The following is a 26,377-nucleotide window of genomic DNA, read 5'->3' as shown; positions in this document are numbered from 1 at the left end:
ATATTTAATTTATTAAAATCTAAGTTGTGCTTAATGTAGATTTAAGACCATTCCGAGTCCCATTTGTCTTCCGTTATAAAAGGGAGCAACCATTACTGAAGAATTATTCTTATTCGATTTAAAAATCTTATTATTGATATAAGGAAACATCCAATAGGCCACTTTTGTACTTAAAATTCCTATTCCTGCCCCCATAGTTACATCAGTAAACCAATGTCGATTATTATAGATTCTAAAAAAACCTGTTCCTGTAGCTACTATATAACCTGAAATCCCGTACCAAATAGAAACATCCTTGTACTCTTGCCATAAAAATTCGGCACCAGCAAATGCAGTAGCAGTATGTCCCGATGGAAAAGAATTATTACTACTTCCGTCTGGTCTTAAAACATGGGTTGTTTTTTTCAAAGCATAAACCGTACTTCCCATAATAAGATAAGAAGTTGCAAAAATTATACTTCGATCTCGTAAATTATTTTTTCCTTTAATACCTCCTAAATTCAGACCGTAAACCGCTAATGCTGGAACGTATTGGGAGAAATCGTCTACACTAATTTTTCTATCAATATTTTCGGTGACTTCCTCTTTGATTTCTAAGTTCAAGTCTTTTAAATTTTTATTTTCCATACCAATTATACCGTATCCAACAAGTACCGTTGGTATAATCAATTGCTTGTAATTGAAACTTAAATTACCATTTTTGGCACCCTTAATACTGTCTTGGCTACTAAGCCCTTGTGCCATTATTCCAGTATTTAAAAATAGTAGGATCAAAAAACAAGAACCATTTTTAATAATTTTAGTCGCAGGATATGTAAACTGGAATTTAAAATTTTCTAACATCATATATTAATTGAATATTTAGTTCGAAAATTATTCTTTTACTAAAGTTCCATTTGCTTTGAAAGCTAAACTTTTTCGCTTTAACCCTTTTTTTAGCTCTACTTCGTATATGGTTCCATTCTTAGCAGTTTCGGTTAGATCAGCCTCTGCTATTTTCCAATCCAAATAATTTGATTTTACAGTGGCTAAAACGGCTTTTGGTAAGTTCATCGCTTTAATCTCTTTTTCAGTCTCAAGCCAAGTTCCATCTTGCAAAAAATTAGCCGAAATGGAATTTCCTTCAAAAATAAAGTCTGCTTCCCACTCCTTTGGCGCTTCTTTTCCCCAACTCACTTTGGTAGCAGTAGGGAATTTTTTAGCGAAAGCTTTTTTTACTGCTTCAGGTGGTGTACCTGCAAATGCAAAACTGGATACCAATACAATTGACAATAACATTACTAATTTTTTCATTTTTTTTAGATTTAAAAATTAATTCTAACACAAACTTAGATTACAAATCTATTTTAAATCTATGCTGCTATTTCTATTATTGCGTTTTATAAACAAAGAAATTATTTATTTCATTTGGTCAATTATTTGCAAAAAAACTTCCTGCCAATAATTAGGATGATACGACGTTTCGGCATCTCCAAAACGCACTATAATCATTTTTTTTTCAGGATAGATATAGAGATATTGCCCAAACAACCCTACAGCAAAATAACTCCCGTATTTCAGAGGCCCTATTCCCCAATTATTATTATAAAAATGTTTGTTATTTCCTGATGGATCCGAATGTGTAGACAACTCTACCCATCTTTTTGACACAATTTGCTTTCCATTCCAATTCCCTCCATTAAGATAAAGTCTGCCAAACTTTGCAAAATCAATTGCTCTAGCTTGTAAACAACAAAATGTTTTTTCGATTGCTTTATCATCATCTCGATCCAAACTCCATGTTGCCGGTGCCTCCATTCCTAATGGTTTCCATATTTTATCTTCTAAATAGTTAGAAATGGTTCCGCCACTTACTTTTTCAATAATATATCCTAAAAGCATTGTGTTTTCACTACTGTATTTAAATTTTGTGTTGGGTGGGTATTCTAGTTTTAAATTGAGCATCTTTTCTCTTAAATTATCTCCCCAATAAAATTCAGCATTATCAGATACTGGATTTAGTTTGTTATCAGTAAATCGAATACCTGAGGTGTGTTGTAATAAATTTTTTATGGTAATTTTATCCCAACCAATTTTATTTTTAAATTCAGGTAAATAATCAATAATGAGGTCATTTTCACTTTTTATTTTTCCTTCATCAATTGCAATTCCAATTAAAGTAGAAACAAATGGTTTCACCATAGAGAAGGAAGAAACAAATGAATTTGAAGTATATCCTTTGTTGTATCTTTCGTAAACAATTGTATCGTTACGAATAATTAAAAAAGAGATCGTTTTATGTAATGTAGTAAAGCTATCTAAACTAACATTTGTACCGTTAAAATCCCGATTGACAAGTCCTATTTTAGTTCCTAAATGAGAGTCTTTGATAGGTTTATGAAAATAATAAACAGGCGCTTCATTAGCAATAACGCGTTGTGCGAAATGCTTGTAATCTGATTGGCTGGGAATCCCGCCGTACCTCAAGGAACGAAATACATTACAAGAAGTACAACAGATAAAAAATATCATAAAAATTATTATTTTTTGAATTTTTAAAACAAGCATAGTAATTGTTTTTTAATCCCTTTCTTTCAAAATAAAGCGATGTTTGTTGTTTATAAATTTATATTTTAAAACTAATCCACTGACTTCAGCAATTTCATTTGCTATTGCTAAACCAAGTCCAATTGATAAATGAGACGTTGAATTTTTTTGAAAACGTTTAAATAGATGGTCCAAATTTAGCGGTTCTATTGCTCCAGTATTTTCAATGATAATTTTATTAAACTTGATCCTAATATGTATACTCCCCTCATCAACATTATGTCTGATCGCATTTTGAATTAAATTATTAATGAATACTAACCCTAAATCAGGGTTCATATTAATCCAAAATTCAGTTTCAATATTTTTTACAATAGTTATTTCCTTCTCTTTTATATAATCTTCAAAAAGCAATAAAGACGAATCCAATACTTTTTCGACAGACACTTTTTCAATGGTTTTAAACTGTCTATTTTCAATTTTTGTAAGCAATAATAATGACTTATTTAAGCGATTCAGTTTAGAACATGCATCATCAATTGCAACAATTAATTCAACATCATTTGGATCTAAATTTTCAGATTGAATAAGTAAATCAACCTTTGATTTTATGACTGCCAACGGAGTTTGAATTTCATGAGATGCATTCTCTGTAAATTTCTTTTGGGCATTATAATCCGCAATCATTTTACTCATCATGCTAGCAAGCGATTTATTTAAAGCTGTAAATTCTTTAATGGTTGAATCCTCAAATGGTGGTATTTCGTTATCACTAGCTCTAAATTTCTCCAAGTTGGAGACCGAAGTATAAAACGGTTTCCACATTTTTTTTGAAATCCAAAAATTAAGAATCATTGAAATTAAAAATAATGCTGCTAAAATCCAGACAAGTAAAAACAAAATACCTTTGATTAACTCTTCATTTTCTATGCTACTGCGCCAAATTTTTATTAGATAATTAGTATTTTTAACCCTTACAATCGACGAAACCATCCTATTTGGGTCCATTTCATTTTCAGCCTCATCTAGAATTAATGTGTCCGAAAAAATTGTTTTATTCCCGTTACTAAAATTATTTTTTAATGTTTTGTTGATTTCCGCTTCCTTAGTTTTGACTAAAAACTGCAACGAAACGGTATCATTTTCTACTAAATATTGCTCAATCAATTTGATGCGATTCACTAAAACCTCATCATTAGCATGCCGTACTTTATGTGTTAATATATGAAAACAAATAAAACCCGACAGAATCAAGATCGGGATACTTAACAATAAGTAATATAAACTGGTCTTTGTAATTAGTTTCATTCTTGTAATTTAAAATTATAACCTAGACCGTAGACAGTTTGTAAATAATCTTCGCATTTTTTTTCTAATAATTTTTTGCGCAAGTTTTTTACATGGTTGTATATAAAATCATAGTTATCCAATCGATCTGCATCGTCTCCCCATAAATGTTCGGCCAAGGCATTTTTACTCACTACGCGGTTTTTATTGGCGATGAAATACAGTAATAAATCATATTCTTTTGAGGTTAAAGTAACAATTGCATTATTTACATAAACGCTTCGATCTGCTGGAAGGATTCTAATTTCATTGACAACAATTTCTAGACTTCCATCAAAATTTTTTCGTCTAATCAACGCTTTTATTCTCGAATTAAGTTCCGATAAATGAAACGGTTTTGGTAAATAATCATCGGCACCAAGATCCAAACCAAAAATTTTATCATCCAGTGAGTTTTTTGCAGAAATAATAATGATTCCCGCTTTTGATTTTTTTAATTTAATTTCGGTAATCAAATCCAAACCAGAACCATTTGGCAACGTAATATCAACCAAAATACAATCATAATCATAGATCGCAATTTTCTGTTGTGCCTTACTAAAATCCGAAGCTATTTCAACCACATTCCCTTCTACTTCAAAATATTGTTTGATACTTTTTTGCAATTCAGGTTCATCTTCGATTAATAAAATTTTCATGCTTATTTATTTTGATTCGTGTTGATTTTGGCTAATCAATAAAATATAAATTTACTTAAATTTAATCATTGTTATCTTGATACTACAGTAACAATATAAAAAACTTCAGGTGCTATTATTTTTCGAATGTAGCTTTACACCAAATTTCTCTGCTTTTACTAAATAGATACAGTACAATTTTAGAAATTAATTCTATTTGAATTCTATGTTTATGATAAAACAACCCTTTTATCATCCAAAAGAATAAAGGTTATCAATTGATATAAAGAACCTCAATTTCTCCACAAAAAAAGCCGAAACATCTATTTCGGCCTTTAATTAGTATCTATTTTGTTATTTTATTGCTCTAACATTTTTTCACTGTAATAAGCATGTTCAAAAACTATTTTTCCATCATCATTAAAATCATCTATAAAAAATACGGGTAAAATAATTTTCTTTTTATCTGATTTTCTAGTCAAATTATAATTCCACCAGGATTGAACCACTTTAGTATTTCCCATTTCATAATGCAAATAATCTGGATATCCGGATACGTCTATACTGTTAACTTCAAATTTATCTAGAAATTTTTTGTCATTGGCCTTTAATTCAGCTAATGAAATACTTTTTCTTTCTGAATTATTTTCATCTAAAAATCGCGCTTTATCATCATAAAAAATATACGCTTTATCAAGATCATTATTTTCAAATGCATAAATCATTTTTCGAATAGTGTTGATATATTCATGATGATTGTAAATCATACCATTTTGTCTATCAGTAGAACTATCACCAATTTCATCAGGAATGCTACTATTCATGTAATTGATGATGGTTTTTATCTTATTATTTTTGTCAACAATAAATAATCGATGAATGGGCATATCAATCTTTACTCCAGATTTATTATGTACTCCTTTTAGGTCTTCCCAAGTTTGAACCCAAACCACATCTTTGTTGTTAGCATCTTTGTATTCTAATGCATCTGGATAAGCACCTGCAGATCGTTTAATACTAAAATAATCAATATTGTCTTTCCAGAATTTCATTTCTTTTAAAAAAGAAGCTTTGTCTTCTCCTTTATCTGTTTTGTCAATGCTCGTACCGTTATACGATTTAAAATCTTCTGCTAAATAACTGGCAACTTTGTCAGTATCTCCTTTAACAAATGCCTGAACCATATCCTCTACTGTATTGATTGCAGGATGTTCTACATAAATAGTTCCATTTGATTTTTTTTGTGCGTATGTGATGCAAGTAATCATCAACAATACAATTAGAATACTTTTTTTCATAATTAAATAAGATTTTTAGTTAAAAACACCATTAAATTTAATCATAAATACTGATAATCAACATATTATGTTAAAAATATTTATTGTTTTGTAACTACTTTATTACAGATTTTGAAAAAAATATTTATTCTAATTCTTTTAGTAAAGGATAAACACGTTTGAATTTGGCAAAACTTTGCTGATAAATTATTTTATGCTTTTTATTGGGTACAAATACTTTCCCATTTGAAGTCTCGGGCAACACCTCTATTTCATTTGATTTAAAGCCAATCAATACTGCTCCCCAAGCCGAAGCTTCGACTGTTTCAGCAATTCTAACTTTCATTTGAAAAACATCGGCAGTCATTTGCAACCAAAATTCACTTTTTGCAAATCCTCCACTTGCCATAATAGTATGTTGTTCTCTAGTCTCTTCATTAGGCAATAGAATTTCTAAAACATTCAAAAGTCCAAATAAAATCCCCTCCATTGTGGCCCGAATAAAATGGGCTTGGGTATGAATAATTTTGATTCCTAGAAGAGTACCTTTTGCGGAAGCATCCCAAATAGGAGCTCTTTCTCCTAATAAATAGGGTACAAAAAGTAATCCATCTGATCCTGAGGAAACGTTAGCTGCTTGCTTAAAAAGAGTTTCAAATGAATCTTCAGTTTTCAAAATAGATTCTTTTAACCACTGTAAAACAATGGCACCATTACTAACCGCTCCTAGTGTTAAATATTGATTATCTATCAAATGATAACATTGCGTTCGCATTTGGGAATCTATAAAAGGTTTCTCGATTGGTAAGCGTACTGCTCCACTTGTTCCTATTGTTAACGCCACTTTTCCAGGTTCCATTGCTCCAGTACCTAAATTGGCTAAAGCTCCATCTCCCCCTCCTATAACATATAACAAGTGATCATTTAATCCTTTACAAAAATGGGTGGGTTTTACAATTTTTGATAATTGATTCGAATGAATATCTAGAAATTTTAAAATCTCAAGATCCCATTCTAACTTATGAATATTCATTATTCCGGTACCCGATGCCATGGAAGAATCAATTGCATATTCTCCAGTAAGCTGATGCCATACATATTCTTTTAAACTAATAAATTTAAATGCTTTAGAAAAGACTCCTTTTTTATGTTCTTTCAACCAAGCGATTTTGGTCATGGGAGAAAATGTATGAATAGGGATTCCCGTTTTTTGATAGAACCTCTTTCCTACATCTGTTACTTTAAGCGATTCTGCAAATTCATGTGCACGATTGTCTGCCCAAATAATAGCATCTGTTAATGGATTTCCTAATTCATCAATGATTAAAACACTTTGCATTGCCGAACTAAAACTGATAAACTCAGGCTGATATTCCTTTGTAATTTGATTAATGCAAGCTAAAACTGCAACAAGAACTTCATTTGGTTTTTGAATACTTTGATCGAATTCTGGGTGATACAATGGATATTCTTTTGAATACTCATAAATTACTTTACCTGATCTATTGAAACATACCGCTTTTGTTGCTGTCGTTCCTATATCGATACCAACATATATTTTTTTATCATCCATGATTTCGTTCTTATTAACCTACAAATAAATTAAGAACTAACACCCCTACTAACCCTGTAACACCAACTATAGTTTCCATTGCTGTCCATGAACGAAAAGTATCCTTAATACTGATTCCAAAATACTCTTTAAACATCCAGAAACCAGTATCATTTACGTGAGAGCACATTAAACTTCCTGCTCCTATTGATAAAACCATCAATTCAGGACTGACCCCAGAACTTATCACTAAGGGTTGAACAATACCTGCAGCAGTTAATCCTGCAACCGTGGCCGATCCTAATGCAATGCGTATAATAGTAGCAATAAGCCAACCCAAAAATAAGGGTGAAAGTGTCGATCCATCAAAAAAAGTAGCTAAATCAGATCCAATTCCACTATCAATCAATAGTTGTTTAAAAGCACCACCAGCACCAATTATTAAAATTATCATAGTGACAGAACTCATAGAAGTACTAAATTTATCCATAATGTCCATCATCTTTTGCCCTCGTTTTATCCCTAAAAAAACAATACCAAATAATACTGTAATCAACATCGAAGTAGTTGGATTTCCTATAAACTCTAATGTGGTCCGCAAATCCGATCCTTCTGGTAAAATAAAAGCACTCAAAGTCCCTATCCCCATTAAAATAACGGGAGTGAGTGCAATCATGAAACTTGTCAAGAAAGAAGGCATTTCTCCTTCAGTAAAAGTTTTACTTTCGAATAATCCTTTAGGCGGATTCGTAACAATTTTTTTTATAAATTCAGGAAAAATAATTCCTGCAGCTAGCAAAGCAGGAATAGAAACTAAAATTCCATATAATAATGTTTTACCAATATCTGCCTTGAAAATTACTGCTATTGCAGTTGGTCCAGGATGTGGAGGTAAAAAACCATGTGTAATTGATAAGGCCGATGCCATGGTAATACCTAGATAAATAAAGGGTTGTTTCGTATTGGCCGCAATGGCAAAAACCATTGGAATCAAAATAACAAAACCAGCATTATAAAACATGGCAATTCCTACAGCAAAACCAGTAACTAAAACGGCCCATTTTACTTGATTCACACCAAAGGAATTGATTAAAACAGTACTGATTCGTTGTGCTGCACCACTCTCGGATAGTAAACTTCCAAGCATGACTCCAAAAGCCAAAATTAAGACCAAAGATCCTAAAGTACTACCTATTCCGTTTTGGATGGAATTAACAATTGTTCCAAAAGGCATTAGCTTTACTATACCAACAAAAAAAGAAGCCAATAGTAAAGAGATAAATGCATTAAATTTTAGAACGGTTATTAAAAATAGCAACAAAAGGATACTTGCAATTAAAATCAGTATGGACATAAGTTAGAATTTAAATTTTACACTCTTTTAGTTTTCTAGCGAATTGTGGAAAATTATTCGTTTTTTTCTACAGCATGACCACCAAATTCATTTCGGAGGGCCGCAACTACTTTACCAGAGAATGTATCTTGCATTTGAGAACGATAACGCATCATTATCGATAACGCTATAACAGGTGTTGGCACGCCTAAATCCAATGCTTCTTCAAGTGTCCATTTTCCTTCTCCTGAGGAATGCATAACTCCCTTTATACCCTCGAGTTTAGGATCTTTTGAGAAAGCATTTTCGGTCAATTCCATTAACCAACTGCGTACTACAGAACCATGATTGAACAGTTTTGCTGTTTTTTCGAAATCAATATCAAATTCAGAATGTTCAAACACTTCGAATCCTTCTGCAATTGATTGCATCATTCCATATTCAATTCCATTATGAACCATTTTAGTATAATGGCCACTCCCAGAAGCACCTGTATATAAAGATCCATTAGGAACTGAAATATTCTCAAAAACTTCTGCTACATAATCAAATACTTCTTTATCTCCTCCCACCATCGTACAAGCGCCATTTAATGCACCAGAAGTTCCTCCAGATGTACCACAGTCCAAATAGCAAAACCCATTTTCTTTTAAAATTTTATACCTGCGTTTTGAATCTTTGAAATTAGAATTTCCTCCATCGATGACAATATCGTTTTTATTTAAAAAAGGGATTAAAGAAAAAATCACTTTGTCTACAATTTCTCCTGCGGGAACCATAATCCAAATCACTCTTCGCTCGGTTAATTTTTCGGTTAATACAGCAACTGAATTAGCCGTATCTATTCCTTCTTTCTCTATTTTAGCTACAAAGTCGGTATTAACATCATTGGCTACCACATCATACCCATTTCTTTGCAAGTTTAAGGCTAGGTTAAAGCCCATTTTTCCTAATCCTATCAGTCCTATTTGCATTGTATCTCGTATTTAAGTATCGTTTGAAATTATTTTTTTTATCAACTGTAAAAATATCAGTTTTAATTTTCTAATATACAGTTTATCAGAAAAATAGTCCTCTTTTTTTTTATATAATGAAATATACCCATTTATTTTTTAATTATGTCACCAAGAATGAGGTTAATAAATCAAAAAAGATTGATGTCCATTTTATAATTATCGCTCATCTAGATAAAGGCCTTTTATATCGTGTCTAAAACAATTTTTAAACATTTGTTATTACTATAGATTTCTTACTACTATTAAAACTGTTCAATAATCATAAATAACTTTTGTTATAAAATAAAATTAAGACTACACCCCCCCCTTATTTTACTTAAAATTAAAAATTCACCTATAAAAAGATGAAACATTAAGAATATTTATCCTATAATATTTAAAAATAACTCAAAAAAATGGGGGTATAGTTAAAAAATTTAATTGTGAATAGTGCAATTATTTAAATCTATAATGAATATTCTTTATTATTTTGAAAGGATATTTTGTAATTAATAATTCTACCTCTTTTTATCCAAAAACTCAGTTCTTATTTATAATTCTTAAATAAAAGTTAATAAATTCGTCACTGAAAAAAAATAGATTTTAACAGATAATAAACAATAAATCATTGTTATTATTGAATAATACACTAATTAAATACAAATTCACTGTATATAAATCAAATATTAAATTAATCACAAAAAAACAAACACTATCAAAATTTCTAATTCCCAAAAATTATTTGCTTATTTTCTGATTAGAAAATCACAAAAAAAATCAAGGAAAAATACTTAAACAAAATAAATCAATTATAAAATCCACTTAATTATGAAAAAAATCGAAGCCATTATTCGAAAATCAAAATTTGATGAAGTTAAAGAAGCTTTACACAAAATAGAAGTTAATTTTTTTACGTATTGGGACGTTACTGGAGTTGGTAACGAGAAAGAAGGACACGTGTATAGAGGTATTACTTACAGTACAACAGATATACAAAGAAGATACATTTCCATTGTAGTTTCGGATCCTTTTCTAGAAAAAACAGTTGACGCTATTTTGAATGCAGCCGCTACCGGAATGGTGGGCGATGGTAAAGTATTTGTTTCTGATGTACAAGAAACGTATAGAATAAGAACCAAAGAAAAAGGAACAGACGCTGTTAACTAAATCACTTTTAAAACTAACTAATAAAAATATATATTATGGATACGAATGCTGCAATGGACTTAATGTGGGTGTTAATCGCCGGAAGTTTAGTGTTTTTTATGCAAGCCGGTTTTACACTTGTAGAAACTGGTTTTACTAGATCAAAAAATACTGGAAATATTATAATGAAAAATTTAATGGATTTCTGTATTGGAAGTCTTGCTTTCTGGGCAGTAGGATATTCGTTAATGTACGGAGATTCTATTGGAGGATTGGTTGGAGATATGAAGCAATATGCTTTTTTTGATAGTCTTCCAGACATGCATAGTTTATTTTTTCAAACTGTATTTGCAGCAACTGCAGCAACTATCGTTTCTGGAGCGATTGCTGAAAGAACAAAATTTACTACTTATTTAATCTTCTCTTTATTAATGACATTAATAATCTACCCTATTTCTGGTAGCTGGGTATGGAATGCAGGTGGATGGCTAGCTAAAATGGGATTTACTGATTTCGCTGGATCAACTGTAGTACATGCTGTTGGTGGAGCTGCTTCTTTAGTAGCTGCTGCTATGGTAGGCCCTAGAATTGGAAAATACACAGATGGAAAATCAAATGCTATACAAGGTCATAGTTTAATGCTAGGAGCTTTAGGGGTATTTATACTTTGGTTAGGATGGTTTGGGTTCAACCCAGGATCTCAACTTGCAATATCTGGTGATAACGCTTTTAAAGTAGCAGCTATATTTATTACAACAAATTTAGCAGGTGCTGCAGGTGCGTTAGCAGCTATGTTTTTAACTTGGATATTTTACAAAAAACCAGATATTTCAATGACTTTAAATGGAGTTTTGGCTGGATTAGTTGGTGTGACAGCAGGTTGTGCAGCTGTAAGCCCATTAGGAGCTCTAATTATTGGATTAATTTGTGGGGTTGTAGTTGTATTTTCAATTGAATTTATCGACAAAAAATTAAAAATTGACGATCCAGTTGGAGCGGTTTCAGTTCATGGAGTTTGTGGTGCATTAGGAACTATATTAGTTGGATTTTTTGCTACAGATGGGGGTTTATTCTATGGTGGGGGTTTTGATAAATTAATTGTACAAATCACAGGTGTTGCAGCAATTGTAGCATGGGCAATGGGAGCTTCTTTTATCGTATTATTTATATTAAAGAAAACTATGGGACTAAGAGTTACCAAAGAAGAAGAGATTGATGGTTTAGATATTCATGAGCATGGAACTAATGTTTATAATGACTAAACAATTAAAATTATAATAAAAGTTTATTTACAGTGATGCTTCCTTTTTATAAACACACCCTCATGTGTTTTCTAAAAGAATTGCGGTTGGCAATCAAAAATTATTTTTTAAGCATCATTTTAAATACCTAAAACATAAAGCCTACAACAAAATGATTTTGTTGTAGGCTTTTTTTATTGAATATACATTTACATTAAAAAAAAATTTAACTTAACCTTTTTAAATTAGATTAAATGCAACCACTATAAAAGTAAGTCGCAAATAAAAACATACTAGTTAATTAAACATTAAAACTATAGGACAGCAATTATAAATCAAATAAAAAAATAATAGATTTACCAAAATAGATTTCATTTACAACACTGCTTATGTCAAAAGAAAAGTTACGAATAGATAAAACATGCCTTAATTGTAATTATGTTGTTGACCAACGTTACTGTCCCAATTGCGGTCAAGAAAACACGATAAGCACTAAGTCTTTTCATCATATCTTTATTCATTTTTTTGAAGATTTAACCCATTACGACAATGCATTTTGGAGAACCATTTTTTATTTATTTTTCAAACCTGCAGCATTAACTAAAGCTTATCTTTCTGGAAAAAGATTAACATTTCTAGCGCCTGTACGTCTTTATATTTTTATTAGTTTCGTTACCTTTTTATTACTATCCTTATTCCCAACTAGCGACACAAAAGAAGTAACAATTCCAATTACTATAGAAAAAACTCAAGTAAATATCCCCTCAATTGATTCATTACATATTGAAGAAAAAAGCGTCGATGGATTAACAAAAGTTGGAATATTATCTCAAAAAAATAATGATACTATTAAAAAGATTTTACTACAAACTACTAAAATTGACACTACTAAAATAAACAAAAAAGAAGTGGCTGATTTTGGTTATAAATCTATTAATGAACTAGACTCAATACAAAAAAATGGGGCAGAAAAAGCAAAAGTAAGCAAAACCGAATATTGGTTCCTAAAAAAATGGCTTGCTGTAAAAGAAGAAAATACAAATGAGGAAATCATTGAGAAATTCAGTGAATCATTTACGCATAACCTCCCAAAGGTACTGTTTATGTATATGCCTGTTTTTGCTTTTATACTATGGGTTTTTCATGACAAAAAAAAATGGTACTACTTTGATAATGGTATTTTTACTTTGCATTATTTTTCGTTTCTACTCTTATTGATTTTAACCCTGTTCTTTATAGACAAACTCTTTCTGTTGTTTGGTGAAAATCCTATTTTGACTTGGGTTCATTTTGGTCTCAAATCGATTGGCATTTTTTGGATGCTGTATTACTTTTTTCCTGCACACCGAAGATTTTATGGAGAAAAAATCATGATTTCTTTATTAAAAAGTAGTGTAATTTTACTGATAAATGTTATCATTATAATTATTCTAATGGTGCTTTTCGCACTATACACCTACATCAATATTCACTAAGAACTATTTAACAAATTACAAAAGGTTCCCCTTTCTTTTTTTAAAAATAGGTTTAAAAAAAATCTACCCATAATTGATATAAACGATAGGATTTAGAATTTGAATAATTTAATTCTTGTTACATAATTCGCAATTATAAAATGTAAAAAAAGCAATCATAGCAAAAAATTAGGTCGATTATTATCATAAAAAAAGCATAAACTATGATTTTTTTGCAATATTTGTTATACTACTACTATTCAAAGATAACACGCCTAAATTATGTCAATAAAAATCGCTATTTCACACAAAACAACTTACAAATTTGACCGAAGCGTTAAATTATTCCCTCATGTTTTTAGACTTCGTCCAGCTGTACATTCTAGAACGGCTATAGAAGGATACTCTTTTAAAATAAGTCCTGAGGATCATTTTATCAATTGGCAACAAGACCCTTTTGGGAATTATCAAGCTAGAGTTATTTTTCCTGAAAAAATTAAAGAATTAAAAGTCGAAGTCGAAGTTATTGCAAAACTTCAAGTCATCAACCCTTTTGATTATTTTGTAGAAGAATATGCTCAAAAGTATCCCTTTAAATATGATACTATACTGGAACAAGAATTAATTCCTTATTTAAAATTGAGTGAAGAAAGTCCCATATTCTTAAAATTTATTGAAAAAATAAAACTAAATGATTCCATAGAAATAAATGATTTTTTAGTTTATCTGAACCAAGAAGTTTACAAAACGCTTTCTTATAATCTACGAATGGAGGCAGGAGTACAAACACCAGAAGAAACATTACGAATAAAAAGTGGCTCTTGCAGAGATTTTGCATGGCTATTAATTCATGTTTTACGTCACTTTGGTTTAGCTGCACGATTTGTTTCTGGCTATATTGTGCAATTAGCACCCGACATAAAATCACTTGATGGCCCTTCTGGACCAGAAAACGATTTTACTGATTTACACGCTTGGGCCGAAGTTTATCTTCCTGGAGCAGGATGGATTGGACTGGATCCTACGTCTGGACTTTTTGCAAGTGAAGGTCATATACCATTATGTTGTACTCCCCATTATGAAAGTGCAGCGCCAGTTACAGGTGCAACAGAAAAATGTGAAGTAAGTTTTGAATTTGAAAATAAAGTAACTCGCATTCATGAAGACCCAAGGGTAACTAAACCCTATTCTGACAAGCAATGGCAAGATATCATGGCGGTAGGAAATGTAGTGGAGAAGGATTTAATTGAAGGTGATGTGCGTTTAACAATGGGTGGAGAACCCACCTTTATTTCTATTGATGATTTTGAGGGAGCCGAATGGAATACAGCAGCCGATGGACCATTGAAACGTAAACTAGCTTATGATTTAGCCCTTCGTTTAAAAAAACGATTTGCTCATGGAGGCTTGCTGCATTTTGGACAAGGAAAATGGTACCCTGGAGAGTTATTCCCACGTTGGCAATATGGACTATACTGGAGAAAAGACGGATTCCCTTTGTGGAAAAATGATGCGCTAGTAGCAAAAGAAGGTGAAACTCAATTTACTTTTCACGATGCTGAAAAATTTGCTGTCGAATTGACCAAATTTTTAGGTATTGACACTAAAAACATATTACCAACTTACGAAGATCCAATCTATTGGGCTCTAGAAGAAGGTAAACTTCCAATGAATTTAGATCCATTGAAAGTGAATTTAAAAGATTCTATGGAACGTCATAATTTGGCAAAGGTTTTAGAAAAAGGCTTGAATAATCCATCAGGATTTGTTTTGCCAATACAAAAAAATCACAATAATGATAATTGGGAAAGTTGTGCTTGGGAATTTAGAAGAGGCAATTGCTTTTTAATTCCTGGAAATTCTCCAATTGGATTGCGTTTACCATTGGATTCCTTACCAAAAATTTCTAAAAACAAGAGAGAAACAGTTGTAGATAGAAGTTTATTTGAAGACTTACCCGCTTTAGGTGATTATTCAGAAAAAATAAACAAACGTTATGGGACCATTTCAAAACTCATTCAGTCTGTCAAAAAAGTATTATCTAAAAAAGAAGAAAAAAAAGAAGAAGAATCTTTATTATTTGAAGTAGACACTTTTATTACCGCCATGTGTATACAAGAGCGCGATGGAATGTTGTACATTTTTCTTCCTCCAACTGATTATTTAGAAGACTATGTAGATTTAATTACTTCGATAGAAATTACTGCAGAAAAATTACAAATGCCAGTAAGAATTGAAGGATATCAACCAAAGTCGGACTACAGAGTCGAAAAAATGATGGTAACCCCAGATCCAGGTGTAATTGAAGTAAATGTACATCCAGCCAAATCTTGGCAAGAAATTGTAGACAACACAACGGCGCTATATGAAGAGGCATTTCTATCTCGTTTAGGCACCGATAAGTTTATGGTAGACGGTCGTCATACTGGAACTGGAGGAGGGAACCATGTAACATTAGGAGCTGAAAAGCCTGAGGATAGTCCCCTATTGAGAAGACCTGATTTATTGCGAAGCTTAATCACCTATTGGCAACACCATCCCGTTTTAAGTTACCTTTTTGCTGGACCCTTTATTGGACCAACAAGTCAAGCACCGCGTATTGATGAAGGTCGTGATGAGCGTCTCTACGAAATGGAAATTGCTTTTGATCAAATCCCAAAAGACAAAGAAGTTCCTTTTTGGATGGTGGACAGAATTTTCAGAAACCTATTAACTGATATCACTGGAAATACGCACCGTTCAGAATTTTGTATCGATAAATTATATTCTCCTGATTCATCAACAGGACGTTTGGGAATATTAGAGTTAAGAGCTTTTGATATGCCACCTCACAAACACATGAATTTAGTTCAAAATTTATTAGTTCGTGCCTTAGTTGCAAAATTTTGGAAAAACCCATATGAGAAAAAATTAGTCCGTTGGGGAACTGAACTACATGATAAGTTTTTGTTGCCTCATTTTGCCTATTTGGACATGATTGATGTAGTTAATGATTTAAAAGATGCTGGATATAATTTTGACATTTCATGGTTTGATCCTTTTTTCGAATTTAGATATCCTCACCATGGTAATGTGACTATTGATAATATCCAATTAGAAATTCGATTAGGTATTGAACCATGGCACGTACTTGGTGAAGAACTCTCAGGCTCTGGAACCTCTCGTTTTGTAGATTCCTCATTAGAACGTTTACAAGTAAAAGTTTCTGGAATTGTACCAGAACGCCATATTTTACTATGTAAAGGCTGCCGAATTCCTTTAAGAAGTACTGGTACAAAAGGAGAATATGTAGCAGGAATACGATATAAAGCATGGAATCCACCATCCGCTTTACACCCAAATATAGGTGTAGATGTTCCATTGGTTTTTGATATTGTAGATACTTGGAATAATAAAGTAATCGGTGGCTGTACCTATTTTGTAACACATCCAGGCGGAAGAAGTTTTGAAACTATGCCTGTGAATAGTTTTGAAGCAGAATCAAGAAAGATAAGTCGCTTTTGGGATTTTGGTCATACACCATCTTCAGTACATAATGACATGGAAAACGAGAAAGAAATTATAATAAATAATAGTGCAACTTCTCGCTTTTTAGTAGAGTCTAAATCCGAACTTAAACTTGATACTCCCATTGAACTTATTAACCCTGAATACCCTTACACATTAGATTTAAGACATTATTGGAAAGCAAAAGAATAGAATAATTGCATTGTTGTTCGCTTTAAAAACCTTTATTTTGCCAATTATAAAAAACGCAATTCATTTACAATTAACAAATGATTCAAGATATTTCATTGGGATTACTCCAATCTTATAAAGAGAAAATAAATACGTACGATGAAGTACTTGACAAAAACGGTCAAGTAAAACCGTATTGGCAAAAGCTTTTTGATACTTTAGAATCTATAGGTCTTGAAGAATTAGAATTACGTAATCAAGAAATTATAAAAAAACTAAGAGAAAACGGAGTTACTTATAATGTTTATGACAATAATAATGAACCTAATCGTGCGTGGAAACTAGATCCAATTCCGTTTTTAATCCATAAATCAGAATGGGAAACCATTGAAAAAGGGTTAAGACAAAGAGCACATCTTTACGATTTAATTCTAAAAGATATTTATGGACCACAATTATTAATAAAAAATTCAATTATTCCAGCTGAATTAATTTTTGATAATTCTGGTTTTCTATTGCCTTGTTTTGATATTAGACAAAAACTAGACATACAATTACTTAATTATGCCTGTGATTTAGCTAGAGGGCCGGACGGAAAAATGTGGTTATTGGATAATAGAACTCAGTCACCATCAGGTTCAGGATATGCGCTTGAAAACCGAATTGTAATGAGTAAAGTTTTTCCTGAACTGAACAAAAAAATGTTTAGAAGCAGACTTTCCCCTTATTTTAATGACCTGCAACAAACTGTTGATGCACTTGGAAACAACACTAACGAAAATCCAAATGTAGTTTTTTTAACACCTGGACCTGGAAATGAAACCTATTTTGAACACGTATATTTATCCTCACATTTAGGTTATACACTTGTGCAAGGAAGCGATTTAGTAGTTAGAGATGGCTATGTATGGTTGAAGTCTATTGACCAACTAGAACGTGTAGATGTCATTATTAAAAGAGTCGATGATGAATGGTGTGATCCATTAGAATTAAAAAGAAATTCATTAATAGGAATTCCTGGTTTACTGCAAGTAATCCGTTTAGGTAATGTCGCTGTTATAAATCCGCCTGGAACCAGTGTTTTAGAAAATCATGGTTTGATGGCTTTTATGCAAAATGCCTGTAAATATTTATTAAAAGAACCTTTAATATTAAGTTCTATAGCTACATGGTGGTGCGGTCAAAAAAAAGAACTGAATTATGTTCTTGACAATTTACCCAAACTAATTATTAAAAAAACAAATCGGAAACAAGGTTTTAGATCCATATATGGACGTCTTCTTGATAAACAGCAATTGGAAGACTTGAGAATCGTGATTCGTAAAAATCCAAAGGATTTTGTAGCACAACAAGAGGTTAGTTTATCTACTACCCCATCATTTATTGATGGAGAAATTGTACCCAGATTTGCTGCAATGAGAGCTTTTTTAATTTCTGATGGAAACGACTATAGAGTTATGCAAGGTGGATTAACCCGCAGCTCTGCAATAAAAGGAAAGTTTGAGGTGTCCAACCGTTTAGGAGGTTTGTCTAAAGATACTTGGATTATAACTGATACCCCAAATGAATATAATGAAAGTTATGTAGAACGTAGAAACCTAACAAATCATCTAAACAATTCCTTAACAAGTAGAAATGCCGAAAATTTATTTTGGGTAGGGCGCCTGTGTGAAAGAACAATGGCTTTGAGAAGTTTTTTAAAAATAATCTTGAGTCGCCTTAATGAAAATGTTACTAATAAAGAAAATGAGCAACCTGCTTTTTTAATAGTACTTCTCAAATCTCTTACTCATCTTACTCATACCTATCCAGGATTTGTAGGAAAAGAAAAGGAAAGTGATCCAGAAGTAAACATTGACGACACCATTGCTAATCCAATTCCTGAATTACTTCTTTTAATTAGTGATTCAAAAAAACCTGGATCTGTTACTTATAATATTCAGGCGTTGTTAAATACCTTAAATCAAGTAAGTGAAAAATGGAATCACGATACCCGCCGAATTATTAATTTAGTAGAAGACAGTCTTGTTGCGCTAAAAAGTTCAAACACGAGTAATATCAACCAAGTAAATCACGGTCTTGATAAACTACATATTCGTCTTTTCTCTTTTTATGGAAATGTTTATGAAACATTACCTAGAGATAATGGCTTCTATCTATTGGAAATAGGGAAAAATGTAGAGCGCATTTTATCATTGATTTCTGTTTTCAAATATACTTTCAATTATAAAAAAGTTGAAGAAGAAGAAAGTGTTTTAATGGAAGCTATTTTAGAAAACCATCATTTATTAGCCCAATACAGAAACATTTACAAGTCTCATTTAAGCTTGAAAGCTGTTATTAACATGGTTTTTCTAGAGCAAAACCTACCGTATACCCTTACTTTTTTACTCGATACGCTTTCTTCTTATCTTTCTAAATTGCCAAAAACAATAGAACCAAATCGATTAAGTCTTGCTGAAAAATCAGTTTTGGAAGCAAGTACAATTATAAAATTAATTGATGCGGATCGTTTAATACAAGCGGATAGCGATACTCTTTTTCGACCTGAACTAGACCAAACACTTTCAGATGTTTTTGATCTAATTTCGAATGTGTCAACTAACTTGGCTAGTTTATACTTTAATCATTCTGTTATCCAACACTCCATTTTAGACACCTTAGACAATATGAATTCTGATGAAATATAAACTAAAACACAAAACCCTTTACACTTATGTGAATGCTGTTCACAATTACCAAAGCGTATTGTGTTTACAACCGCAAAGTTCAGCCAGACAAATTTGTACCAATTTTAAAATAGAAATAGAGCCAAAACCTTCTAAAATTTATAGTAGAAAAGATTATTTTGGAAATATTCAACATTATTTTTCTTTACACGAGTCACACACCAAATTGAATGTTATTGTGTCTAGTGAAATAGAAGTTTTAAAAAATGTAGTTCAACCCTGGAGCACCATTTCCTGTGAAGAAACTACATTAAAAATCAATGCCAATCCTGTCCTTAAAGCGGACCTTTTAATTTATCAATTACCTAGTCAATTTATCAATTGGGATGACAATATAATTGCCTTTGCTCAAAGTTGCCTTATTCCAGAAGCCCCGCTTTTTGAATGTGTTATGAATTTAACAAAAAAAATATTTACCGATTTTGACTTTAGATCAGGATCAACAAATGTAAATACACCAATCAGTACAGTACTGAAAGAAAAAAAAGGGGTTTGCCAAGATTTTTCTCATTTGGCTATCGCTTGCCTAAGAAGTGCAGGTATTCCAGCACGCTATGTAAGCGGTTATATTGAAACTTTACCACCAAAAGGTAAAATAAAGCTAGAAGGTTCTGATGCATCACATGCTTGGATATCTGTTTATATTCCTGAAATGGGGTGGTGCGAATTTGATCCTACTAACAATATGATTCCACAACAAAGGCATATTGTTACTGCATACGGTAGAGATTTCGCTGATGTTTCTCCACTTAGAGGAATAATATTTAGTTCAGGAGAACATAAAGTCAAAGTGGAAGTAGATGTAATTCCAGTAGTTTAATACTAAAAAAAAATAATCATTAAATCAAAACATCAAATATTAACCCCTGCAAAAGCTTCAATTGTAGATCAAGATACTGCTAAAAAAGTATTCAAGGATATATTGAAGGCATCATTGCCTGTAGGGTATCAGCAAGCAAATTGTCATAATTTGTCACATTATATAAGCTTGCTATTAGAATCAAAAGGGATTATAACATCTAAAATTTGGGCATTTTCTCCTGGTATTTATTCCAATTCAAATTCACAATTAATCACATTTATTGATAAAAAAGAGCTCTCCCCTAATGGAACAATTGATTGGGGATATCATGTTGCCACAGTATTACATGTAAACGATGGTATAGAAACACACCAAATGGTAATTGATTTAGAGCTTTTTCCAAAAGGTCTAGTTCATTATAAAACATGGTTAGATAAACTTAAAACAAAAAAGCTAATTTCATTAATGCTGGATTTTGAATGGTATTTGTTTAATTCCACTATGATTCCTAATTCTCAATTGAAATATGACGCAAATGGAATACTAAATTCAAAATTAAAAAACATTATTCTTCCCGAAACATTTTCAGATAAGTTGATAGATGATTTTTATAAATACACCGATGATTCTTTACAAAATCAATGGCTAGAAAAAGGATTAGCGATCAATGCAACGGCCGTTGAATTCTATACTGAAGAAATAGCACCATTATTAAAATTAAATAATCAGGCACAATTAATCAATGATTATAAAAATTTAGTGGGAAACGTATTCAATTTTGAAACCGTATTTAGAGACAACAGGTGGAATTATGACATGACTACCGATTTTCAAAACCAATATTACACCATAATTAATAAATACCGTGAGATCTACAACAATAATCTTATAAAATGGGGACTTAGTGTTGCTAACTTAAAGAATATAATAGATTCAAAACAATTTGAATAAAAGACATTAATAGAATCGATTTTCAATAGCATATTTATAAAAATGAGTCTATTGATTGCCGTTATTTTCCTCTAAATCATTGTGGTTGTCACCACCTATACTGTAATGATTGTTTTCTTCATCTTCACTTCCAACATTTTCCTGAGCATCATCCAACTCGGAACCAGGAATATCTAAATCACCACCAGACATATCTTCTTCAAAGTCTTTTTCATTCAACTTAGTACGATTATTTATTTCTACTGGGATTTTCTTTTTGGTAATATCATCTGGGTTAATATCACTCTCTTTATGAAATTGATTGTAAATATCTTCACTTGGAGGATAATTAAGAGAATCTGGGAGTTTGTTTTTATCTTCTTTACTTTTTTTTAAAGAATCTGAATTTTTATCTGAATTTTTCATTTTTTTCCGTTTTAACTAGTTGACTACTAAATACTAAGTTAATCATTTAATATTTAATAGCTTTCCTATTATTAAACATAATAATCAATTAAATAAAAAATAATAGAACATAAATGCTTAAATTTATAGTAACTTCTTAGAAAAGTATTAACCATTTTATATAAAAAATATGAGCCTCCTAACAAACAATGTCATCCCAGATAATCATGGTAAAGTTTTTGGAACAAATGCCATGGAAGAGACTGATTTACTAGAAATCAAAAAAAATTTATTGGAACTTGAAGGTATAAAAAATGTTATCGTCAATTTAGAAATATTCCCGAGAGAATTTACTGTTCACACTAATAAGATAGTGAATATTACTGATATTGAAAACAAAGTAAAACAAATAGGGTTTCATGCCATACCAAAAGACACCTTTATACTTTAAAAATTAATAAGTAGATATCAACTTTTGCTTTTAGATTTTTTTTGCATGTACCACATTAATCCAACCATTCCAAAAGCGATGAGCCCCATCCATTTAAACAATAATGCTAATGGATAAATTGCACTTAAAAATCCAAGAAAATTAGTACTGATGCCAGTTCCAAACTGAAGTGATGCTACCATCAAACCAGATACCATTATAGCTTGGCTTGTATTTTCTTGTGTAGCCCAATTTACTGAAGAAGGAAATAAGGAAGACATCAAAATTCCTACTAATGCCATTCCTAAAAGACTCCAATTTTCAACTGTGCTCATTGGAATCAAGTAAAACATAAAAACGATTAACAAAGCCGATAGTAATGTAATGCCTTTCATTTTAAAACGAGCTGATAAGAGTCCAAAAACAATTCTCCCAAAAGCCAATCCACCCCAAAACAAAGCGAGCCCTACTGCAGCTGTTTTAATTGAAAAACCTTGGTTCTTGAGAAAAACGGCACCGTAACTACCTAAAGTACCCTCACAAATTCCATAAAGAATAACAATAAGGACAAATCCCCATAAACGCAATGGAATTTTTAAAGTACTGGCCTGCAAAGTATTCTCCTGCTTATTTAAATTTAAAAATAACACAAACACCAATAAGATTAGTACTAATGCAAAAACTATTAGGGGTAAATACCACCACAAATTGGGGTTATGTAACATACTAACGAGCATTGGTGCGCCTGCAGTACCCAATCCTAATGAAAAATGGAGTCCGGAAATAGATGCCAATTCGTTATTTGGAAAAAGCTGAAAAGCTAGCGGATTGAGCACCGTTATTACCAATCCGAAACCAAGACCCAAAAAACAAGTGCCAGAATAAATTAAAAATAAAGCTTTTGTTTTTTCATGTATAAATAAATGGCTCATGAATAATAAAAACAGGGTAAAAGCCAGTGATATGCACCCTAGGAGCAAAACATTTTTCACGCCCCATTTTGAAACAAAAAAAGGAGTCAACAAAGCCGAAAAAATAGCCAAAATAGTTTGTGGTATAAAAATACTACTGAACTGATTGCTACTGAATCCAAAATGAGCAGAGTCAGTAAAAATAGGCCCTAGAGCAGGATAAATAATCAAGGATAATCCGGTTAACAATCCTCCGAGATAAACTACAACCGTTTTAAGTACTTTGCTTTCCATTATAATATAATCTTTAAATAATTAGAATCCATCTTTCTTACAAAAGTGATTTGTGCCTTAAACTAATTATTGGGTTTCATGAATTAAATTGGCTATTAAAGCAGTCCACCCCGTTTGATGAGCAGCACCCACACCCCTACCAGTATCTCCATGAAAATATTCGTAAAAAAGAATTAAATTCTCAAAGTCTGCCTCTTTGTACTTTATAGCATGTAAGGCATGAACAGGGCGATTTCCTTCTGCATCTTTTTCGAAAATTGAAATCAGTCGTTTACTAAGCTCATTTGTTATTTGCTGCAAATCCATTTCATTATTAGAACCAGTTGGAAATTCAAGCTTTACAGTATCTCCACAATAGGAATAATATTCTTTTAAAGATTGAATAAACAAATAATTTAAAGGCATCCAAACTGGGCCACGCCAATTTGAATTACCTCCAAAAAGGGTCGTAGTTGATTCAGCTGGTTCATAATTAATGCTGTAATTCACTCCTTCGATATTGATACAATATGGGGCTTCATGCACTTTAGATAAAGACCGTATTCCGTGTGGACTTAAAAATTCATTTTCATCCAATAGCGCTTTCATTAATATTTGTAAACGATCTTTGGGTACCAATGACAATAACAAATCACCTCCATCTGTATGTTCTGTTATCACGGGATATTTTAAACTATCATTTCGAAATTTTTCAAACCACAAAACACTTTTTCTAAAAATGGGTAAACGCTCCAGTGTTTCTTTCTTGATGCAAAAAACGGCTGTCATAGATAATAATCCTGCTATGGAACGCACTTTAATTGGCATAAACTCGCCATTAGGGAAGACCAATTTATCATAAAAAAAGCCTTGTTCCTCATCCCAAGTCCCTATAAATTCAATACTCATTTTGTTTAAAGCCTCAGCAATAAAGACAAAATGTCCAAAGTACTTGGTAGCCATATCTTCATATGAATCGTCTTCCATGGCTATTTCTAAACTCATTTCGAGCATATTCAAGCAGTATAAAGCCATCCAAGAAGTTCCATCTACTTGTTCTAAATGTCCGTTACCCGGAATTCCATGACTTCTATCAAAAACCCCAATATTATCTAATCCTAAAAAACCGCCTTCAAAAACGTTATTTTCATTAGTGTCCAATCGGTTTACCCACCAAGTGAAATTAAGTGCCAATTTGTTAAATATGCGTTTCAAAAATTTAATATCCCCTACTCCATTTTTCTTTTTGTCAGTTTTAAAAACTTGTAAAGCGGCCCAAGCTTGCACAGGAGGATTTACATCACTAAAAGACCATTCATAAGCTGGAATTTGACCATTGGGTGCCATATACCATTCTCTGGTAAAGAGCAGCAACTGTTGCTTTGCAAACTCGGGATCTATTAATGCAAAAGTGGCACAATGAAAAGCCAAATCCCATGAGGCATACCAAGGATATTCCCAGGCATCTGGCATCGAAATAACATCGTGATTCCGAAGCGTGGTCCAATCACTATTTCGACCATTCCATCTTGCTGCAGGAGGTGTAGGTTCTTTGGCATCTCCCTCTAACCAAGTCTCTACTTCATAATTATAATACTGCTTTGACCATAATAATCCTGCAAATGCCTGACGCTGAATTGCAGGTTCAACCTTGGTGTCGTTTCCTGCTATTCCATCATAAAATTCCGAACATTCCGTTTGTCTTTCAGTAACAATTTGCTCGAAATTCTCATCAAAAGGATTTTCTATTTCTTGTTTTGAAATACGCAATCGCACGGAATACGATGCTCCTGCTTCTAAATGAAGCTGATACAAAGGACTGAATTTTGTTCCTTCACTATTTTTTTCTGCCAATGAAAAATCATCCTTTATCACTGCATCATGAAATAAATCTTTTTTAAATTGATGATCATTTGGACTATCAAAAATTACTTCTTCATTAGTTTCATTTTCAGTAAACAGAAGCTTGGAAGCATCATCAAAATAAAAATTATAATTCCCTACAAAAGGATGAACAATGGATACAAATGTTTTATTTCCTGCTACTTCTTTTTTGATGACTGGTTTTACAATATCCTTTTTGAAACTCCAAAAATTACGAATCCATAAAGTGGGTAATAGAGTAAGCGAAGCAGCACTGGCACTTCTATTGTTGATGGTGATTTTAATTAAAATATCTTCGGCGTCGGCTTTGGCATATTCCGTAATTATGTCAAAATAGTCATTATTATCAAATATTCCTGTATCCAACAATTTGTACTCTAACTCATTTTGATTTCGCTTCTTATTTTCAGCAACCAATTGATCATAAGGAAATTCGTTTTGAGGATATTTATACAAATGTTTCATGTAGGAATGAGATGGCGTATTTTCAAGATAATAATACAGTTCCTTAACATCTTCTCCATGATTTCCTTCTGGACCAGTTAGACCAAAAAGGCGCTCTTTTAAAATAGCATCTTTCCCATTCCAAAGGCCTATACCAAAACAGATATTACAATATTTATCCGAAAAACCTGCAATTCCATCTTCTCCCCATCGATAGGTTCTGCTTCGAGCATGGTCGTGTGTAAAATAGTTCCAAGCATCACCTGACGCGCTATAATCTTCTCTTACAGTTCCCCATTGACGCTCACTAAGATATGGTCCCCAATGAAGCCAATCTTTTTCTTTAGCATAATTTTCGTTAATCCTCAGCTGTTCTTTCGATACCATTTATTTCACTGTTTTT

20 protein-coding genes are annotated in these 26,377 nt (G+C 32.0%); 8 read left to right on the top strand and 12 right to left on the bottom strand.

What is annotated here, in order from left to right:
- Positions 1 to 30: 30 nt before the first annotated feature.
- The 9 genes from AB3G34_RS04330 to gnd all read right to left on the bottom strand — a co-directional run bounded on the left by AB3G34_RS04330 (position 31) and on the right by gnd (position 9,626).
- The gene (locus tag AB3G34_RS04330) at positions 31 to 744 is read right to left on the bottom strand and encodes a phosphatase PAP2 family protein (RefSeq protein ID WP_367774134.1); all 714 of its coding nucleotides are present in this window, start codon (positions 742 to 744) and stop codon (positions 31 to 33) included.
- Between the two features lie 129 nt (positions 745 to 873).
- Entirely contained in the window at positions 874 to 1,293 is a 420-nt protein-coding gene (locus AB3G34_RS04325) for a PepSY-like domain-containing protein (protein WP_367768977.1), read from the bottom strand.
- A 105-nt stretch (positions 1,294 to 1,398) separates the two neighbouring features.
- Positions 1,399 to 2,511 carry a serine hydrolase domain-containing protein gene (locus tag AB3G34_RS04320; protein WP_369753560.1) on the bottom strand — a complete coding sequence of 371 codons (1,113 nt, stop codon included), beginning with the start codon at positions 2,509 to 2,511 and terminating at the stop codon, positions 1,399 to 1,401.
- Positions 2,512 to 2,559: 48 nt separating this feature from the next.
- Positions 2,560 to 3,834, bottom strand: coding sequence for a sensor histidine kinase (locus AB3G34_RS04315; RefSeq protein WP_369753559.1), 1,275 nt, complete (start codon positions 3,832 to 3,834; stop codon positions 2,560 to 2,562).
- Positions 3,831 to 4,511: a response regulator transcription factor gene (locus tag AB3G34_RS04310; protein WP_369753558.1), complete on the bottom strand. Its 681-nt coding sequence runs from the start codon at positions 4,509 to 4,511 to the stop codon at positions 3,831 to 3,833. The genes AB3G34_RS04315 and AB3G34_RS04310 overlap by 4 nt, the downstream gene beginning before the upstream one ends.
- A gap of 338 nt (positions 4,512 to 4,849) precedes the next feature.
- A complete protein-coding gene (locus tag AB3G34_RS04305; protein ID WP_369753557.1) occupies positions 4,850 to 5,788 on the bottom strand; it encodes a nuclear transport factor 2 family protein in 939 nt (312 codons plus the stop codon).
- 124 nt (positions 5,789 to 5,912) lie between these two features.
- Complete coding sequence (locus AB3G34_RS04300; protein ID WP_369753556.1) at positions 5,913 to 7,340, bottom strand: gluconokinase; 1,428 nt, start codon at positions 7,338 to 7,340, stop codon at positions 5,913 to 5,915.
- 13 nt (positions 7,341 to 7,353) lie between these two features.
- Positions 7,354 to 8,673: a gluconate:H+ symporter gene (locus tag AB3G34_RS04295; protein ID WP_367768967.1), complete on the bottom strand. Its 1,320-nt coding sequence runs from the start codon at positions 8,671 to 8,673 to the stop codon at positions 7,354 to 7,356.
- Positions 8,674 to 8,726: 53 nt separating this feature from the next.
- Positions 8,727 to 9,626, bottom strand: coding sequence for a phosphogluconate dehydrogenase (NAD(+)-dependent, decarboxylating) (gene gnd / locus AB3G34_RS04290; RefSeq protein WP_369753555.1), 900 nt, complete (start codon positions 9,624 to 9,626; stop codon positions 8,727 to 8,729).
- A gap of 849 nt (positions 9,627 to 10,475) precedes the next feature.
- Here gnd and AB3G34_RS04285 point away from each other — a divergent pair.
- The 7 genes from AB3G34_RS04285 to AB3G34_RS04255 all read left to right on the top strand — a co-directional run bounded on the left by AB3G34_RS04285 (position 10,476) and on the right by AB3G34_RS04255 (position 21,648).
- The gene (locus AB3G34_RS04285; protein WP_367768961.1) at positions 10,476 to 10,814 is read left to right on the top strand and encodes a P-II family nitrogen regulator; all 339 of its coding nucleotides are present in this window, start codon (positions 10,476 to 10,478) and stop codon (positions 10,812 to 10,814) included.
- Between the two features lie 35 nt (positions 10,815 to 10,849).
- Positions 10,850 to 12,055, top strand: coding sequence for an ammonium transporter (locus AB3G34_RS04280; RefSeq protein ID WP_367752360.1), 1,206 nt, complete (start codon positions 10,850 to 10,852; stop codon positions 12,053 to 12,055).
- A 368-nt stretch (positions 12,056 to 12,423) separates the two neighbouring features.
- The gene (locus tag AB3G34_RS04275; protein WP_369753553.1) at positions 12,424 to 13,509 is read left to right on the top strand and encodes a DUF3667 domain-containing protein; all 1,086 of its coding nucleotides are present in this window, start codon (positions 12,424 to 12,426) and stop codon (positions 13,507 to 13,509) included.
- 261 nt (positions 13,510 to 13,770) lie between these two features.
- A complete protein-coding gene (locus AB3G34_RS04270; RefSeq protein ID WP_369753552.1) occupies positions 13,771 to 17,187 on the top strand; it encodes a DUF2126 domain-containing protein in 3,417 nt (1,138 codons plus the stop codon).
- A gap of 77 nt (positions 17,188 to 17,264) precedes the next feature.
- Entirely contained in the window at positions 17,265 to 19,856 is a 2,592-nt protein-coding gene (locus AB3G34_RS04265; RefSeq protein ID WP_369753551.1) for a circularly permuted type 2 ATP-grasp protein, read from the top strand.
- A complete protein-coding gene (locus AB3G34_RS04260; protein ID WP_367768952.1) occupies positions 19,846 to 20,715 on the top strand; it encodes a transglutaminase N-terminal domain-containing protein in 870 nt (289 codons plus the stop codon). The genes AB3G34_RS04265 and AB3G34_RS04260 overlap by 11 nt, the downstream gene beginning before the upstream one ends.
- A 12-nt stretch (positions 20,716 to 20,727) precedes the next feature.
- Entirely contained in the window at positions 20,728 to 21,648 is a 921-nt protein-coding gene (locus tag AB3G34_RS04255; RefSeq protein WP_369754076.1) for a protein-glutamine glutaminase family protein, read from the top strand.
- A gap of 48 nt (positions 21,649 to 21,696) precedes the next feature.
- Here the strand turns inward: AB3G34_RS04255 and AB3G34_RS04250 are convergent, their stop codons facing one another.
- Entirely contained in the window at positions 21,697 to 22,053 is a 357-nt protein-coding gene (locus AB3G34_RS04250; RefSeq protein ID WP_367768946.1) for a hypothetical protein, read from the bottom strand.
- 169 nt (positions 22,054 to 22,222) lie between these two features.
- Here AB3G34_RS04250 and AB3G34_RS04245 point away from each other — a divergent pair, with 169 nt between their 5' ends.
- Positions 22,223 to 22,483: a heavy metal-associated domain-containing protein gene (locus tag AB3G34_RS04245; protein ID WP_367768943.1), complete on the top strand. Its 261-nt coding sequence runs from the start codon at positions 22,223 to 22,225 to the stop codon at positions 22,481 to 22,483.
- A gap of 17 nt (positions 22,484 to 22,500) precedes the next feature.
- On the opposite strand, the gene AB3G34_RS04240 is transcribed toward AB3G34_RS04245, so the two are convergent.
- Both AB3G34_RS04240 and AB3G34_RS04235 read right to left on the bottom strand, forming a co-directional pair.
- Positions 22,501 to 23,667 (bottom strand): sugar MFS transporter, encoded by a 1,167-nt coding sequence (locus AB3G34_RS04240; RefSeq protein ID WP_369753550.1) that lies wholly within the window; start codon positions 23,665 to 23,667, stop codon positions 22,501 to 22,503.
- Positions 23,668 to 23,733: 66 nt separating this feature from the next.
- Complete coding sequence (locus AB3G34_RS04235; RefSeq protein WP_369753549.1) at positions 23,734 to 26,361, bottom strand: glucosidase; 2,628 nt, start codon at positions 26,359 to 26,361, stop codon at positions 23,734 to 23,736.
- Positions 26,362 to 26,377: the final 16 nt, after the last annotated feature.

The sequence above is a fragment of the Flavobacterium sp. WC2409 genome, assembly GCF_041200085.1.
Taxonomy (GTDB): Bacteria; Bacteroidota; Bacteroidia; order Flavobacteriales; family Flavobacteriaceae; genus Flavobacterium.
This window is presented reverse-complemented; position numbering and strand designations above follow the sequence as displayed.

Coding starts and splice junctions, on each gene's coding strand:
- AB3G34_RS04265 (WP_369753551.1), top strand. CDS start 17,265: ATGATTCAAGATATTTCATTGGGATTACTCCAATCTTATAAAGAGAAA.
- AB3G34_RS04250 (WP_367768946.1), bottom strand. CDS start 22,053: ATGAAAAATTCAGATAAAAATTCAGATTCTTTAAAAAAAAGTAAAGAA.
- AB3G34_RS04280 (WP_367752360.1), top strand. CDS start 10,850: ATGGATACGAATGCTGCAATGGACTTAATGTGGGTGTTAATCGCCGGA.
- AB3G34_RS04315 (WP_369753559.1), bottom strand. CDS start 3,834: ATGAAACTAATTACAAAGACCAGTTTATATTACTTATTGTTAAGTATC.
- AB3G34_RS04245 (WP_367768943.1), top strand. CDS start 22,223: ATGAGCCTCCTAACAAACAATGTCATCCCAGATAATCATGGTAAAGTT.
- AB3G34_RS04325 (WP_367768977.1), bottom strand. CDS start 1,293: ATGAAAAAATTAGTAATGTTATTGTCAATTGTATTGGTATCCAGTTTT.
- AB3G34_RS04300 (WP_369753556.1), bottom strand. CDS start 7,340: ATGGATGATAAAAAAATATATGTTGGTATCGATATAGGAACGACAGCA.
- gnd (WP_369753555.1), bottom strand. CDS start 9,626: ATGCAAATAGGACTGATAGGATTAGGAAAAATGGGCTTTAACCTAGCC.
- AB3G34_RS04330 (WP_367774134.1), bottom strand. CDS start 744: ATGGCACAAGGGCTTAGTAGCCAAGACAGTATTAAGGGTGCCAAAAAT.
- AB3G34_RS04275 (WP_369753553.1), top strand. CDS start 12,424: ATGTCAAAAGAAAAGTTACGAATAGATAAAACATGCCTTAATTGTAAT.
- AB3G34_RS04270 (WP_369753552.1), top strand. CDS start 13,771: ATGTCAATAAAAATCGCTATTTCACACAAAACAACTTACAAATTTGAC.
- AB3G34_RS04305 (WP_369753557.1), bottom strand. CDS start 5,788: ATGAAAAAAAGTATTCTAATTGTATTGTTGATGATTACTTGCATCACA.
- AB3G34_RS04320 (WP_369753560.1), bottom strand. CDS start 2,511: ATGATATTTTTTATCTGTTGTACTTCTTGTAATGTATTTCGTTCCTTG.
- AB3G34_RS04260 (WP_367768952.1), top strand. CDS start 19,846: ATGAAATATAAACTAAAACACAAAACCCTTTACACTTATGTGAATGCT.
- AB3G34_RS04240 (WP_369753550.1), bottom strand. CDS start 23,667: ATGGAAAGCAAAGTACTTAAAACGGTTGTAGTTTATCTCGGAGGATTG.
- AB3G34_RS04235 (WP_369753549.1), bottom strand. CDS start 26,361: ATGGTATCGAAAGAACAGCTGAGGATTAACGAAAATTATGCTAAAGAA.
- AB3G34_RS04295 (WP_367768967.1), bottom strand. CDS start 8,673: ATGTCCATACTGATTTTAATTGCAAGTATCCTTTTGTTGCTATTTTTA.
- AB3G34_RS04285 (WP_367768961.1), top strand. CDS start 10,476: ATGAAAAAAATCGAAGCCATTATTCGAAAATCAAAATTTGATGAAGTT.
- AB3G34_RS04310 (WP_369753558.1), bottom strand. CDS start 4,511: ATGAAAATTTTATTAATCGAAGATGAACCTGAATTGCAAAAAAGTATC.